We start from the raw sequence: 14,747 nt of genomic DNA, 5'->3' as shown, positions 1-14,747 counted from the left end.
TTAGTTGAAGAAGTCGTCCCCGAGCTCGCGATCGCGGGCGATGCGCTGCTCGCGCGCCTTCTCCAGCGAGGCGATCTGCGACTCCACCTCAATGAGCTCACGCTCGGCAATGCGGCGGTTTGCGGCCTCAATCTCGGTCGTGCTCATGCCCCTCTCCCAGGTGTCAAGGGAACCGGGACGCAGGTCCCGCTTCTGGCGCTCCACCTTGGCGTTGAGCTCCATCTCCTTCTCCTGCATGCCCTCGCGCACGCGAGCGGCGAACTCGACGGCCTTCAGCGCGTAGGGCTGCAAGGGCTTGCCGAGGGGCGAATCGAAGAATTTTGCCATCTGAGACTCCGGGTTGAGGGCCAGCTCGCCGTGCTCACGCTTGAGCAGGGCGCTACCGGGGGTACGCTGTGCGGACTCGGAAGAGGAGGCGCGTCGGGAGGCAAGGTAGCCCGCCGCGGCACCGGCACCGAGCAGAAGAACGGAACGGAGCAGACCCATTAGTTCTCACCGCCCGCGGAGGTGCCACCCTGCTGGCCGGACTTGTTGCCGCCGCGGAAAGCCTGGCGCACGCCATAGGAGAAGGAAGCCACCTTAATCAGCGGCTGGCCCACGGTCGAGGTCACCAGCGAGGACAGGGCCGAAACGTTCGCGGAGGCGTCCGAAACGTTCGAGGTGATGTCGTCAACCTTCTCGAGCTGCTCGTTGGTGGTCACCACGGTGCGGGTCACCTCTTCAATGAGCGGCGCGGTGCTCTGATTGAGCGAACGAATCGTCACAATCAGCTCATCAAACACCTTGGTCAGGCGAATAATGGGAAGGGCCAACAGCGCCACGAGAATCGCGAAAACTCCCGCCGCAATCAGGCCTGCAATATCTCCGCCAGTCATCTGTACCTCATTTCGCGTAACGCATGGTGCTTGTCAATAGTCATACTCACCGGCGCGCCGCCGTGGCGCATCGGTCGGACTGCCTACACAGTTCAATCCCCTATTCTAGTCGAAAATTCCTTCTCGCGCCCCTTAAACTCTCATGAAACTCCCAGGATTGAACAATTCACAGGTTCCCGAATAAGCCGATGCGAAGCCCGCATCCGAGGGGCAGAACCCCAAGCCGGGCCCTTAAACGGGAACAACCCGTCCCCCACCGAAACGGTACGGAACGGGTTGCTTCTCGAAAAATCGAGATTATGCCAGACGCGAGTAGTACTCAACGACCTGCTGCTCGTCGCAGATCACGGGGATCTCTTCACGATTGGGCTTACGCTCAAGCTTTGCGTGCAGCTTCTCAATCTCAACGTTCAGGTATGCGGGAACCTCGGGCAGAACTGCCTGGTGCTCACCAGCAGCCGCAGCCTGGAAGGGGGCAGTCTTCTCAGCCTTGGGGTGAACGTGAATCAGCTGGCCGGGCTTGACGAGGAACGAGGGGCGGTCCACGCGAACGCCGTCAACCATGATGTGACGGTGAACAACCATCTGACGTGCCTGTGCAATGGTGCGGGCGAAACCTGCACGCAGAACCAGGGCGTCGAGGCGGGTCTCGAGCAGCTCGACCAGGTTCTTACCGGTCTGGCCCTCAATACGCTTAGCCTCGAGGTATGCGCGGCGCATCTGTGCCTCGCGGATGTTGTACTGAGCGCGCAGACGCTGCTTTTCCTTCAGCTGGGTAGCGTAGTTGGAGTCAGCCTTCTTGCGGGCACGGCCGTGCTGGCCGGGGCCGTAAGGACGACGCTCGAGGTACTTTTCTGCCTTCGGGGTCAGTGCAATGCCCAGGGCACGGGACTGACGCACGGTACGGCGGGTGCGGTTGTGCTTAGCCACAATCTACCTTTCTATGTGAGGCTCCTGCACCCTCACGGGTGGGGCCTCAGTCTGTTTGGATACTGGCCTCCTCGGGTGACCTCGCCGTGGCCCGCGCGCGACCGATTCGGTCGTTGCTGCGCGGCGGTGAGGCGGAGAGCGCGAGGCAGAGTACCTCGCAGCTACATTACTCATGCTCGCACGGATGCGGGCATAGCAATTGCCAGACCCGTCAAGCTTACCGGATGCGCCCCGGCTTTACCACCCTTTTGGGGAATCTTTAGTTTAAATTGCCGTTTGTGTGGGTTTTTGACATATACCCACACGAACCCCACGGGGAATATTTACACCCGTCAGAACCATTTAGGGGAGCCTTTCTCGCAAAATTGCCGGGCGTAGATGTTGGATTGTAATCATTCCGTTATTTTTAACCTGTGAATCTATGGGATTAGCTTGCTTTCGAGCTCTCGCATCGCCTAGACTAGGCATACAAGCTTGGCGTCCGCCCTTCCGGGATTGGCCGGCGGTCAAGACATCTATCACAACTCAAACTCTGATGCGGTGCGCAGTACGACCGAGGTACTGCGCACCGCATTTTGCGTGTGCTCGCTGTCTGCTGTCCTACAGACGGGCCGGCTCGGGCGGTCTGCGCGGTGAGTCTGTGTGATGAGTTTGCGTGGTGAGTCCGCGCGGCTAGTCCGTGCGGCTGACTGGTTCGTACGGCCAAACTATTCAGCCAACCGGCCCGCGCGGCTAGTTCCCATGCGGCTAAACCGCTCAGCCAACCGGCCCGCGCGGCTAATGAGCACGGCTAGTCTGCGCGAGTAGTCTGCGCGGCAAGCGCGCGCCGCGGCTAGTTCGCGCGGTGAAACGGCACGGCCCCTCCGCGCGGCTAGTTGCCGCCGTCAAGAATCCTGCGGATACGCTCACGACGCTCCGTCAACGTACGCTCAAAACCGTGCTGAGTCGGCTCGTAGTACACCGTGCCGCGCAGGGTATCCGGCAAGTACTGCTGCGCCGCCACATGGCCCGGCGCATCGTGCGCATAAATGTAGCCGTCGCCGTGACCAAACTGCTTAGCCCCCGCATAGTGAGCGTCACGCAGATGCACCGGAACCTGACCCGAAGCACCAGCACGCACATCCGCAATCGCGCGGTTAATCGCGTTATAGGCCGCGTTCGACTTCGGCGCGAGCGCACAATAAATCACCGCCTGCGAGAGGATAATGCGCGCCTCCGGCATGCCCACCAGCGCCACCGACTGCGCCGCGGCCGTCGCCACCTGCAGGGCCTGCGGATCGGCCAGGCCAATGTCCTCGCTCGCCAGAATCATGATGCGACGCGCCACGAAGCGCGGGTCCTCGCCGCCCTCCAACATGCGCGCCAGATAGTGCACCGCGGCATCCGCGTCGGAGCCGCGCATGGACTTGATGAACGCGCTCACCACGTCATAGTGCTGGTCACCCGAACGGTCGTAACGAATTGCGGCGCGGTCCACCGCCTCCACGGCGTGCGCCAGGGTAATACGCACGGGGGCGGCGGGTTCCAGGGACTTCTCCCCCTCCGGTTCATCTGAGCCCTCGGTGGGGTCGGGCTGCGCAGGGTCGGACTGAGCGGGGTCATTCTCAGCCGGGTCGGTTTCTGCGGTTTCGGCGGTTTCGGCGGAGCCGCCCCCGTGCGAGCCAGCGGCCTCTGCCGAAGCCTGTTCGGCCTCGCTGAACGCGATGGCGGCCGCCGCCTCCAGGGAGGTCAGGGAGCGGCGAGCGTCGCCTCCAGAAACCGCCGCGAGGTGGGCGCGCGCATCCTCATCAATGACCGCCGCACCATCAAAACCGCGCGGATCAGCCAACGCACGGTCAATCAGCTGCTCAATATCGGACTGCTCCAGCGAATGAACCCGCAACAGCAGCGAGCGCGAGAGCAGCGGCGAAATAATGCTGAACGACGGGTTCTCCGTCGTAGCCGCCACCAGAATCACCCAGCGGTTTTCCACACCGGGCAGGAGCGCATCCTGCTGAGCCTTCGTGAAACGGTGAATCTCGTCGAGGAACAGCACGGTGGTCGTGCCGTACATGTCACGGTCAAGCAGCGCCTGATCCATGACCGCGCGCACATCCTTCACGCCCGCAGTAATCGCCGAAAGCTCCACGAACTTACGACCCGGCGCGCGCGCAATCACATGCGCCAGGGTGGTCTTACCCGTACCCGGCGGGCCGTACAAAATCACCGAGGACGGGCCAGCCGGGCCGGCGTTCTCCCCCGCCAACACGCGCAGAGGCGCACCCGGAGTCAGCAGATGCTCCTGGCCGAGGACCTCATCAATCGTGCGCGGACGCATACGCACCGCCAACGGCGCACGAGACGCCGAACGCGCAGAATATGCACGCGACGCAGAGGCACGCGAGGAGGCGGGCTCCGCGGGCGCACCAATCAGGCTCACGCGGTCCCCGTCATCGGGCAGCTCAAGATCAAAGAGGGAATCAGCCATAGTCTTACTCTATCGTTTCACAGGAAATTTCGGTCATGACTTCGTGACTCTGGTACGGGTTAAAGACCCCCACCAAAGTCACTAACTCATGACCAGAAAACAGAACCTAGCGTCTAAATTGTGAGCCGCTCTTAGAGGGTCTCACTATCGAGAATCAGGGTCACCGGGCCGTCATTGACGAGCTCCACCTGCATGTCCGCGCCGAACACGCCCGTCTCAACGTGCAGGCCGTGGCCGCGCAGCGCCTGAACGTAGTCATTGAACAGCGGCTCGCTCACCGAGCCCGGGGCCGCGGCAGACCAGGAGGGGCGGCGGCCCTTCTTCGCATCCCCGTACAGGGTGAACTGGCTAACCGCCAGCACGGGCGCGCCCTCATCCAGCAGGGACTTCTCCCCCTCCAGCAGGCGCAGGTTCGCGGTCTTATCGGCAAGCTTCGCAATCTGCGCCGCACCGTCACCGTGCGTGATACCGACCAGCACCAGGTAGCCGGGCTGCTCAATCGCGCCAACCGTCTCACCCGCCACGCGCACCGCCGCGCGGGTCACACGCTGAATAACTACTCGCATCGTTCACCTTTCATTTGGAGTCGGCTTTTGCCTGGCTCATACATCTCACATATTTATAGCGGGCGTGCTGGATACGTAGCCGCCCCGGTTTAGCCAGCCACCTCAGAGCCCGCCGCGCAGCTGCACGGCACGCAAAAACTGGTTCGCCGACCGCGGGGTACGGAACTCAATAAAACGCTTCTGCAGATGCTGCCCGCGAGCCTCCGCCAGCAGCTGGCCCACGTGCGGGTAGCTCCTCCACGTGTACCGAATCATGTTGTCCGGGTCGCGCAGAATATTCCACAGCGGCGGTTCCACGTTATCAGCCCACAGCCTCTGACCCGTCACCGCGCGACGCACCGTCCGGCGAACCACGCGCCACATGACCACCGCGCGGCTATAGCGCAGGTAAATCACCACGTCCGCGCGCTCCAGCAGACGGCCACGCACCTGCGGATACTGCCACTCCGTAATCCACGCGGGCCGCTCGATGAGCGCCTGAACGTCCGCCTCGAAGCTAGGGCGCGGTGTCCAGTTCGGCCCCCAGTGCAGCGAGTCCATCTCCGTGTGCGGAATGTCCAGGATGCGCCCCAACCGCGCCGCAAACGTCGTCTTACCGCTACCGCTCGGGCCGGCAATCAGGATGCGCATGCTCCCCTCCCGCTGTTCTCTCGCGTATCCATTGACAAAAAGGTGGGCTGCGACCCTGCACAGCAGAATACACAGCCCACCCTCAACGGCGACCCCGGCAAGACCCGAGCCTCACAGCTCGGAGCTCAAAGCTCAAGACTCAACGCCCCGCCGGGTAATCGCCGCACAGCCCCGCACCCCACGCGGGGTGCAAGACCAAAGACTGGAGAAGATTACTCCTCGTCCTTCTTCTTCGGCTTGAAGTCCACGCCAGCTTCCTTACGCTGCTCCGGGGTAATCGGTGCAGGAGCCGCAGTCAGCGGATCAAAACCATTACCGGTCTTCGGGAACGCAATAACCTCGCGAATCGAATCAACACCAGCCAGCAGAGACACAACACGGTCCCAACCGAACGCAATACCACCCATGGGCGGTGCGCCGTACTTGAACGCATCCAGCAGGAAGCCGAACTTCTCCTGAGCCTCTTCCTCACCAATGCCCATCACGGCGAACACGCGTTCCTGCACGTCACGGCGGTGAATACGGATCGAACCGCCACCAATCTCGTTACCGTTGCAGACAATGTCGTAAGCGTAGGCCAGAGCCGAACCCGGATCGGTGTCGAAGGTGTCCATGAACTCGGGCTTCGGGGAGGTGAACGCGTGGTGCACGGCGGTCCATGCGGAGTGGCCCAGAGCCACGTCACCGGACTCGGTAGCCTCAGCAGAAGACTCGAACATGGGGGCATCAACAACCCACACGAAGGACCATTCGTCGTCCTTAATCAGGCCGGTACGGTGACCAATCTCAACGCGAGCAGCACCCAGCAGCGCGCGGGAAGCCTTAGCCTCACCAGCAGCGAAGAAGATGCAATCGCCGGGCTTTGCGCCGGTTGCGGCGGCCAAACCCTCGCGCTCAGCGTCGGTAATGTTCTTAGCCACCGGACCGGTCAGCTCACCGTCCTCCTGAATGAGGACGTAAGCCAGGCCCTTAGCGCCGCGCTGCTTCGCCCACTCCTGCCAAGCGTCCAGGGTGCGGCGGGGCTGGGATGCGCCACCGGGCATCACAACGGCGCCCACGTAGGGAGCCTTGAACACGCGGAAAGTGGTGTCCTTGAAGTACTCGGTCAGCTCGGTCAGCTCCAGGCCGAAGCGCAGGTCGGGCTTGTCCGAACCGTACTTCTCCATCGCATCCTTGTAGGTCATGCGCTGAATCGGGCGGGGAACCTTCACGTCAATCAGGTTCCACACAGCCTCAACGATGCGCTCGCCCAGGTCAATGATGTCTTCCTGGTCAACGAACGAAGCCTCAATGTCCAGCTGGGTGAACTCGGGCTGACGGTCGGCACGGAAGTCCTCGTCACGGTAGCAGCGGGCAATCTGGTAGTACTTCTCAATACCGCCCACCTGCAGCAGCTGCTTGAACAGCTGCGGGGACTGCGGCAGAGCGTACCACGAACCCGGAGCCAGACGAGCCGGCACCAGGAAGTCGCGTGCACCCTCGGGGGTGGAACGGGTCAGGGTCGGGGTCTCAACCTCAATGTAGCCGTCCTCGGCCAGCAGGTTGCGTGCCGCACGGTTCGCTTCCGAACGCAGGCGCATGATGCGGGCCGGCTCCGGGCGGCGAAGGTCCAGGTAGCGGTAGCGCAGGCGCGCCTCCTCACCCACCTCAACGTGCTCGTCAATCTGGAAAGGCAGCGGGGCCGCGGTGTTCAGCACCTCAACGGTGGACACCTCAACCTCAATCTCACCGGTGGCCAGGTTCGGGTTCTCGTTACCCTCCGGGCGCTTGGAAACCTTACCGGTCACGCGCAGAACGTACTCGTTGCGCAGGTGCTCGAAGTCAGCCTCGTTGTGGAAAACGCACTGGGTGACGCCCTCGCGGTCACGCAGGTCAACGAAGGCGACGCCACCGTGGTCGCGGCGACGAGCCACCCAACCGGTCAGGGTGACGGTCTCTCCAATATTTGCGGCGGTCAGCTCGCCGTTGGTGTGAGTGCGAAGCACAGACATTCCTTTCATAGCGAGCACCTCACGACTATAGACAGTAGCCGGGTACTCGCGGTTGATGATATGCGCACACTGCGTGCGCCTTATCCATTGTAGCCCGTCTTGCCGGGGCATGGACTCTCTCGCGGAAGGAGGTTGGGGTGGGTGATGAGGGGCGGTTTCGGTTTGTGGGTGGTTTAGTCGCGTTTGGGGTGGTTAAGACCCACCGCAGATGCGACTAAACCATGTTTCAAGTGACTAAACCACCCACCGGACTACTCAGACCCCGATACTAGATCACCCAGAATCCACCCGACGGGACGAACCCCTCCCCTGTGGACGGGCAACCTTCTTCGTCTTCAGCCGAGTTATCCACAGATTTTGATTTTCGCCACGTGCAACGGCCACAACATGACAGCCTGATGGGTATGAACTCCCTGACCGCCCCCACCCCACGAACCGTCGAACTGTACTCCCTTGTGCTGACCACGCGCATCCTTAAGCTGCGGGGAATCGGCGCGAGGGAAGTCAACAGACTGATAGCCTCCGGGACCCTGCAACGTATTCAGAGAGGAGCCTACATCTACGCCTCTGACGCTACCGGCCTTCGAGACGATGATCGGCTTCGAGTACGATGCATCGCCGCCCACAAGGCCGGCCTGCAAGGGGTCTTCTCGCACGAATCAGCCGCGGTGCTCTGGGGGCTCGACCTGACAGCCGTTCCGGCAAGGCTCAACGTGTGCAGCAATGCTAAAAGTCCCTCGGACCGGGGGCGAATCCGTCGGTACCGATTTACTCTTGACCCCGGCGAGGTGACCGTAATTCCGGGCACATCCATTCCCGTCACAACAGTGACTCGCACGCTGCAGGATTGCGTGCGGACCATGCCTTTTCGGAACGCCGTGGTGCTGACCGACTCCGTGATGCGGCGGGGGCTCCTAACGCCCGAGGCTGTGACCGACGCCCTCACGCACCTTACGGGGCGCGGCCGCTCGAATGGGTCGCTCGTTGTCCGGGCGATGGATGCATCCAGCGAGTCGGCCGGCGAAAGCCTCACCCGGTGCCTACTCATGGAGCACGAGCTGCCCTCCCCCGTGACCCAGTACCCGATTGTGTGCGAGGGTCGACGCTACCGAACGGATTTCGCTTGGCCCGAGCTACGGGTCATTCTCGAGTTTGACGGTGAACAGAAGTACGTCGATTACCCGGGTCGAGACCGGCAGGAGGCGGCCCGCGACCGGGCGCTCACCCGCGCCGGATGGACGGTTATACACCTGACCTGGGCCGACATCTTCCAGAAGGAACCGGAAGTCGTGGCCCACCTGCGGAGGTTGCTTCTGCGGTGAACCCAGTTGCCTCTCAATGGGTCGCTGTGTCGGTTTGTGGGTGGTTTAGTCGCTTTTGGGATGGGTCTTAACCATCCCAAAAGCGACTAAACCACCCACCGGGTTACTAAACCACCCGCCGGACTACTCAGACCCCGCCACTAGACCACGCAAAACCCGCCCGGCAGGGAGGTCAACATCCTCCCCACCAGGCGGGTACACATCCATATGCAGGCTTGCAGTAGCCAAATACTACAGCAGCCAGATTTACGGGTATGACAGGTACTTACAGGCCCTCGGCACGCACAATCTGAACGTGCAGGTCCTCAGCCGGCGGCATCCAGGAGTTCGGATCGGCGGGCACCTGCTCGCCCGAACGGATATCCTTCACCTCGTGAACCGGGGCACCCGACTCATCTGAAGAGATGAACCACACGAACGGAATACCGCGCTTCTCAGCGTACTTAATCTGCTTGCCGAACTTCGCGGCGTTCGCCGACACCTCGCAGGCGATGCCGCGGGCGCGCAGTGCATCCGCAACATCATTCGCGGCGGACCAGCCCTCATCATTCGTCAGGGCCACGAACACGGCCGAAGGCACCTTACGGCTCGCCTGCGCAAAACCCTGCGACAGGATACGAGCCACCACGCGGGTCACGCCAATGGACAGGCCAACGCCCGGGTAGGTCTTCTTACCGTTCGAGGCCAGCGACTCGTAGCGACCACCCGAGCAAATCGAACCCAGCGATTCGTGGCCGACCAGCACGGTCTCGTACACGGTGCCGGTGTAGTAGTCCAGGCCGCGGGCAATCGACAGGTCGGCCAGCACCTTACCCGGCGCACGGCGGGAAGCCTCCTCAATCACCTCAGCCAGCTCGGCCAGGCCCTGGTCCAGCAGCTCGTGCTCCACCGAATACTTGGCGGCCAGCTCACGCACCTGCTCTACGAAGGATGCATCCTCGGTTCGAATCTGGGCCAGCTCCAGGGCGGCCGCGGCAGCCTCCGCGCTCGCACCGGCCTCGGACTGAAGCTCCTCGGCCACGCGCTCGGGACCAATCTTCTCCAGCTTGTCGATGGAGCGCAGCACGGCCGCGGTGTCGGTCAGGCCCAGGCCCAGGTAGAAGCCCTCGGCCAGCTTGCGGTTATTCACGCGCAGCTTGAAGTCGGGAATCGGCAGCTTCGACAGCGCATCGACAACGACCAGCGCGAGGGTCACGTCGTAGCGGAACGGCAGCTCGCCGTCGCCGACCACGTCAATATCTGCCTGGGTGAACTCGCGGGCGCGGCCCTCCTGCGGGCGCTCGCCACGCCAGACCTTCTGAATCTGGTAACGCGAGAACGGGAAGTTCAGGTAGCCGGCGTTCTCCACCACGTAGCGGGCAAACGGCACGGTCAGGTCAAAGTGCAGCGCCAGCTTCTCCTTGGCCTTCGCGGAGTCGTCCTCCTGCAGGCGCGAGATGGCGTACACTTCCTTGTCGATTTCGCCCTTGCGCAGCAGCTGCTCGATGGTCTCTACCGAACGAGTCTCAATCGGGGAAAAACCGTGCAGCTCAAAAGTCTCACGCAGGGTGTCGAGAACGTGGTTCTCAACCAGTCGTTCAGCCGGAAGATACTCGGGGAAACCAGACAGCGACGCCTTGCGAGCCATGCGCTCTACTCCTTGATAAAGAACTCGACAACAAAACCCCGGCGCTCTACGGTGCCGGGCATATCTATCATCATACCAACACCCGCACGCACGGCGGGGGCTCGCACACGGACAGAGTGAACCGCTCGTCCCCGTGCCAACACTCGCGAGCGGCGCGCCTGAACGTGACGACGGCGATTAGGAGTCGAAGCGATGCACCGGGATGGTACTACCTGGGTGATTGCCGGTGTGAGTGATGCCGGCGACTCGCGTGCGCGGCGGCGGTTCGCAAGCGCGGCAACGGAGGCAACGCAGGTAGCAGCTCAACGGAATAGCCGGAGCCCACATGCGCGGCGGCGGGCGGTTCGCCACGAACGCAACACGACCGGACACTACTCACGCGAGGCCCGTACCGGCTATGCTTAGGAGGTGCACACGCACAACCCAACGGGTGCCCCGCGGCTGGCCGCGGCCCACGCCTCGGCGAGACGGCGCGAAGGCGCTCCCCGCATCCGGCACCCCCGAGTGAAAGAGTTATAGCGGTGACTACCAAATCCGACGACACTGTAAACCTCGAGAAGGCCCGCCAGTTCGGTCGCGTCTCCGAGGACGGCCACGTCTTCGTCATTGTCGATGGCGAAGAGTACGCCGTAGGTCAGCTGCCCGGCGCATCCGAAGATGAAGCGCTCAGCTACTTCGCCCGTAAGTTTGAAAACGTTGAGGCGCAGGTCGCCCTGCTCGAGTCGCGCCTGGCCAATAACGCCCCCGCCGCGGATCTGCAGAAGGGCATCGCCTCCATCGGCTCGCAGATTGGCGTGCGCAACATGGTCGGCGACTACTCCAGCCTGCAGAAGCGCCTCGTCTCCCTCGCTGAGCAGATCGCCGAACTTGGCGAGAAGCAGCAGCAGGCCCGCACCGAGAACCGTGAACGTGCCCTGGCCGTGCGTGAAGAGATTGTGGCCGAGGCCGAGCAGATTGCCGGCCAGGACCCCGACCAGATTCACTGGAAGAACTCGCACGCCCGCATGAACGAGCTGTTCGAGGCGTGGAAGAAGGCTCAGCGTGAGATTCACCTGGCCAAGAGCGTGGAGGACGAGCTGTGGAAGCGTTTCCGTGCCGCCCGCACCACCTTCGACCGTAACCGCCGCGCGCACTTCTCCCAGCTGGACGACCGCAACGCACGCATCAAGCGCGCGAAGGAAGAGCTGATTGCTCGCGCCGAGGAGCTGTCCACCTCGACCGATTGGTCTGAGACCTCCCGCGCGTACGGTGAGCTGATGCGCGCCTGGAAGCAGGTTCCGCGCGGTCACCGCCGTGAGGACGACAAGCTGTGGGCTCGTTTCCGTGCCGCTCAGGACGTGTTCTTCAACGCCCGCCACGAGGCTGAGGCCGCGCAGGACGCGGTCTACGCCGAAAACCTGAAGGTCAAGGAGGCACTGCTGGAGGAGGCCCGCGCGCTCCTGCCCGTTGAGGATATTGAGGCTGCGAAGGCCGCCTTCGAGAAGATTCTGGATCGCTGGGATGCGGCAGGCCGCGTGCCCCGCAACGACCTGCGCCGCGTGGACGGCGAGCTGCGCCGTATTCAGGACGAAATCAACGGCGCCGAAGAGGCCAAGTGGAAGCGCAACGACCCCGCCAAGGCGGCACGCGCGAACTCCCTGCTCGCACAGATCGAGGACTCCCTCGCCGAGCTGGAAGCAGAGCTCGCCGCAGCTGAGAAGGGCGGCGACTCCAAGAAGATCGCCAAGGCCAAGGAAGCTCTGGAGGCGCGCCGCGCCTGGGCAGCAACCCTGCAGGGCTTCGGCAACTAGGGTCTAGCCGACGGATGCCCGGGGCGCTGGCTGTTGGATGCTAGTGCTCCGGGCTTCTGCATGTCTGCGGGGATTATATTCGCGCCCCCACCCTATGCAGATGGAGGGCGCACAGGGTTCATGGATTTTCGATAGGTTACTGTCTTCACCGCAGGTTAAAGACCCACCGCGAAGACACTAACCTATCGAAAACCTCTGTCTAAAAAGCAGGCGGTCCCGGATGTGCCAGGTGGGCGGGAAGCTGTTAGTGGTTTAGCTTTTTCGGTAATGGGTTAGTGACTTCAGGCTGGGGTTTTAACCATTACCAAAGACGCTAAGTCATGACCGAAATCGCTAAGTCATTACCGAATTTCCGCCCCCGCTGAATTAGCCCAAACGAAACAGGCGGCCCCGGATGCACACGCATCCGGGGCCGCCTGCTGCGGTTATTTATATATTGGGTCAGAGTTGGTTTACATGTCGGGCCAGTCGCGGTGCAACGAATACTCCGAATCCCCCACACCGCTATCGTCCAGGTGCCAGCGCTGGCCGGTACGGATGTCAGCCTTGCGCAGGCGCGGGTTCGGGTTATCCTTCTTGCCCATCGTGGGGTCATTCTTGCAGCCCCAACGAGTGTCGTCTTCATCGCAGGTGCCGCCGACGCGTCCCACATCAACCCACCACACACGAATCAGTAGCGGGTCAACGGTATCTTTCGTTAGCACAACATCCAGCGCCTGCCAATCGCCGCCGTTCACCCGGAAACGACCAGAGTAAGACACTGTTGCGTAGGCATGGAAATTACCCGAACGCTTATACACATAACTGGTGGCGGTCTTGCGTGGCTCTTCGCCGCGTGCCCTGCTAACCGGCTTACCCATGGTGTAGAAAGTATCCTCGTCACCGTTGCCGTATTGGATGGTCATCTGGGTGGGATAGGATTCGATTTCTACGTGGCCGATCATGAGGTCGCCTTCCCAACGTGCGGTGGGTGCGTCGACGTAGAAGTTGACGGCTTGGTTCTTGTAGACGTTGGGGTTGTTTTCGCCGAGGCCGGTGCCGAGGTTGTAGGACTGCTTCAAAACAGGGGCCTGGATATTGGTGTTAGCGAATTGGTTCTCGATTTCTTGGAGCATTTCTTCGATAGTGGGACCTTTGGGGGTTTCTTTGGGGTTGGTGGGGGTGAGGGTTTTAGTATCGTTGGGTTGGCAGGAGACTGTGTATGTTGCGGTGTCGTCGGACGTGATGGGTTTTTCTCGAATGCGGGTGTATTTTCCTGGTCTCTCGTTTTCGGAGTAGCATTCTGGTTCGCCGGGGCGGCGGTTTGTTGTTTTGCGGGCGTACATTTTGGCGCCTGTTTCGTCGGTTATTGTTTGGTAGTTGTTATTAAACCAATTGACCCAGTTCTGGTAGTCGTTTGAAAGGGTCTGGGGATTGTTTGAACTATCACTGGGGACCTTGGAATTATCCTCTTTATTTGTATTAGTTGAATCGCCATCGCGTTCTACTGGCCTATTTTTATGGGTTTGCGATGTCTTATAACAGTGCCCATTAGAATTTGAATTTGTACATTCTTCACTGTATGCATTTTGAACACCTAGAAGGGATATTGACAGAATGGATGTAAATAATATGCGCATGTACTTAGAATTAATCATGGTTTATGCATCCTTAAAATTATTTTCTGTTCCGCTTCCGATAATTTTCCAATATCCCTCGGTATATTTAAAAAAGTAGTTGAAGAGATCATCGTTTTTATCTGTATTTGCTCGCTTGGTAATTTCTCCATCGGAGTCGATATACATAACGGTGCTCCAGAATCGGCGGAACTTCATGCGGTAGATTTTCTGTTTTTCGTCATAAATTAGGTCGCCCTCAACTTGGTAGGAATCCAGACCGTCCACAACCCAACCACCACGCTTGTAGAGATCTTCAATATATTCATAAAATGGATATTCTTTAGAAGTTTTTTCAACATACTGGATGACTGGCGCACAATTTCCCGTTTGAATAGCGTAGTTATGGGCGGCCAGCCAATCCTCCATCATGCGGCTGAGGCCTTCTTCGGTCTCGGGGTACTGGGCGGGTTCGTTACGAGGTTTGGGGACATTCTGTGCAGGGCCATACGCGTCAGCCTTACGGTACTCGCCATCGGGGGCCTTCGAGCCACCGGAGTAGCCGCGGGTAATGACAGGGCTCGGGGTCGCCGAGGCCGAAGACGCCTCGGTAGCCGAAGCTGATGCCGTAGCGGTTTCGCTCGGCGCGGCAGATGCGGTGGCTGCCGCCTCGTTATTTGCCTGCTGGCCGCATGCCGCCAGCAGACCGCTCAGGCCGAAGAGTGCGCCGCCACTCAGCAGGGTGCGGCGGGTCAAAGCGGATTCAGGTCCCATTGGGTGCTCCAATCGTCGGTGATGGTGTGTATGTGCTAGTCAAGAAGCTTTCTTTAGATACATCAACGTGTCCAAAAGCGACCAGACGAGGTTTCCTACGCTATCAATGCACCGGCGCATCACTATGAGTCCCAGAACCACCCTACAGGAAATTTAGCCATGTTTGCACTCTTTTGCGGT

General features: G+C 61.0%; 12 protein-coding genes. 2 read left to right on the top strand and 10 right to left on the bottom strand.

What is annotated here, in order from left to right; all coding sequences use genetic code 11:
• The 7 genes from AC3E6W_RS08175 to aspS all read right to left on the bottom strand — a co-directional run bounded on the left by AC3E6W_RS08175 (position 1) and on the right by aspS (position 7,453).
• Positions 1-486 (bottom strand): peptide chain release factor 4, encoded by a 486-nt coding sequence (locus AC3E6W_RS08175; protein WP_490652830.1) that lies wholly within the window; start codon positions 484-486, stop codon positions 1-3.
• Entirely contained in the window at positions 486-875 is a 390-nt protein-coding gene (locus AC3E6W_RS08170; RefSeq protein WP_049334273.1) for a DUF948 domain-containing protein, read from the bottom strand. Before AC3E6W_RS08170 ends, AC3E6W_RS08175 begins: the two co-directional genes overlap by 1 nt.
• Positions 876-1,172: 297 nt before the next feature.
• Complete coding sequence (rpsD, locus tag AC3E6W_RS08165; protein ID WP_490652829.1) at positions 1,173-1,805, bottom strand: 30S ribosomal protein S4; 633 nt, start codon at positions 1,803-1,805, stop codon at positions 1,173-1,175.
• Between the two features lie 871 nt (positions 1,806-2,676).
• The gene (locus AC3E6W_RS08160) at positions 2,677-4,272 is read right to left on the bottom strand and encodes a replication-associated recombination protein A (protein ID WP_490652828.1); all 1,596 of its coding nucleotides are present in this window, start codon (positions 4,270-4,272) and stop codon (positions 2,677-2,679) included.
• Between the two features lie 131 nt (positions 4,273-4,403).
• Complete coding sequence (gene dtd, locus AC3E6W_RS08155) at positions 4,404-4,838, bottom strand: D-aminoacyl-tRNA deacylase (RefSeq protein ID WP_490652827.1); 435 nt, start codon at positions 4,836-4,838, stop codon at positions 4,404-4,406.
• Positions 4,839-4,940: 102 nt separating this feature from the next.
• Positions 4,941-5,468, bottom strand: a complete 528-nt coding sequence (locus AC3E6W_RS08150; protein ID WP_490652826.1) for a P-loop NTPase family protein — start codon at positions 5,466-5,468, stop codon at positions 4,941-4,943.
• Between the two features lie 212 nt (positions 5,469-5,680).
• Positions 5,681-7,453, bottom strand: a complete 1,773-nt coding sequence (aspS, locus tag AC3E6W_RS08145; protein WP_490652825.1) for an aspartate--tRNA ligase — start codon at positions 7,451-7,453, stop codon at positions 5,681-5,683.
• Between the two features lie 866 nt (positions 7,454-8,319).
• On the opposite strand from aspS, the gene AC3E6W_RS08140 reads away from it, so the two are divergent.
• Positions 8,320-8,781: an endonuclease domain-containing protein gene (locus AC3E6W_RS08140; RefSeq protein WP_246826205.1), complete on the top strand. Its 462-nt coding sequence runs from the start codon at positions 8,320-8,322 to the stop codon at positions 8,779-8,781.
• A 265-nt stretch (positions 8,782-9,046) separates the two neighbouring features.
• On the opposite strand, the gene hisS is transcribed toward AC3E6W_RS08140, so the two are convergent.
• Positions 9,047-10,408, bottom strand: coding sequence for a histidine--tRNA ligase (hisS, locus tag AC3E6W_RS08135; protein WP_070649122.1), 1,362 nt, complete (start codon positions 10,406-10,408; stop codon positions 9,047-9,049).
• A gap of 521 nt (positions 10,409-10,929) precedes the next feature.
• Between hisS and AC3E6W_RS08130 the strand changes: the two genes are divergently transcribed.
• Positions 10,930-12,198 (top strand): DUF349 domain-containing protein, encoded by a 1,269-nt coding sequence (locus tag AC3E6W_RS08130; protein ID WP_294646726.1) that lies wholly within the window; start codon positions 10,930-10,932, stop codon positions 12,196-12,198.
• 452 nt (positions 12,199-12,650) lie between these two features.
• Here the strand turns inward: AC3E6W_RS08130 and AC3E6W_RS08125 are convergent, their stop codons facing one another.
• Complete coding sequence (locus AC3E6W_RS08125) at positions 12,651-13,313, bottom strand: hypothetical protein (RefSeq protein ID WP_490652824.1); 663 nt, start codon at positions 13,311-13,313, stop codon at positions 12,651-12,653.
• A 525-nt stretch (positions 13,314-13,838) separates the two neighbouring features.
• Entirely contained in the window at positions 13,839-14,567 is a 729-nt protein-coding gene (locus AC3E6W_RS08120) for a DUF6318 family protein (RefSeq protein WP_490652823.1), read from the bottom strand.
• Positions 14,568-14,747: the final 180 nt, after the last annotated feature.

The sequence above is a fragment of the Rothia sp. SCPM-O-B-18226 (M350) genome (assembly GCF_058213595.1).
The sequence above is the reverse complement of the archived record's forward strand: the minus strand, read 5'-3'. Positions and strand labels throughout refer to the sequence as shown.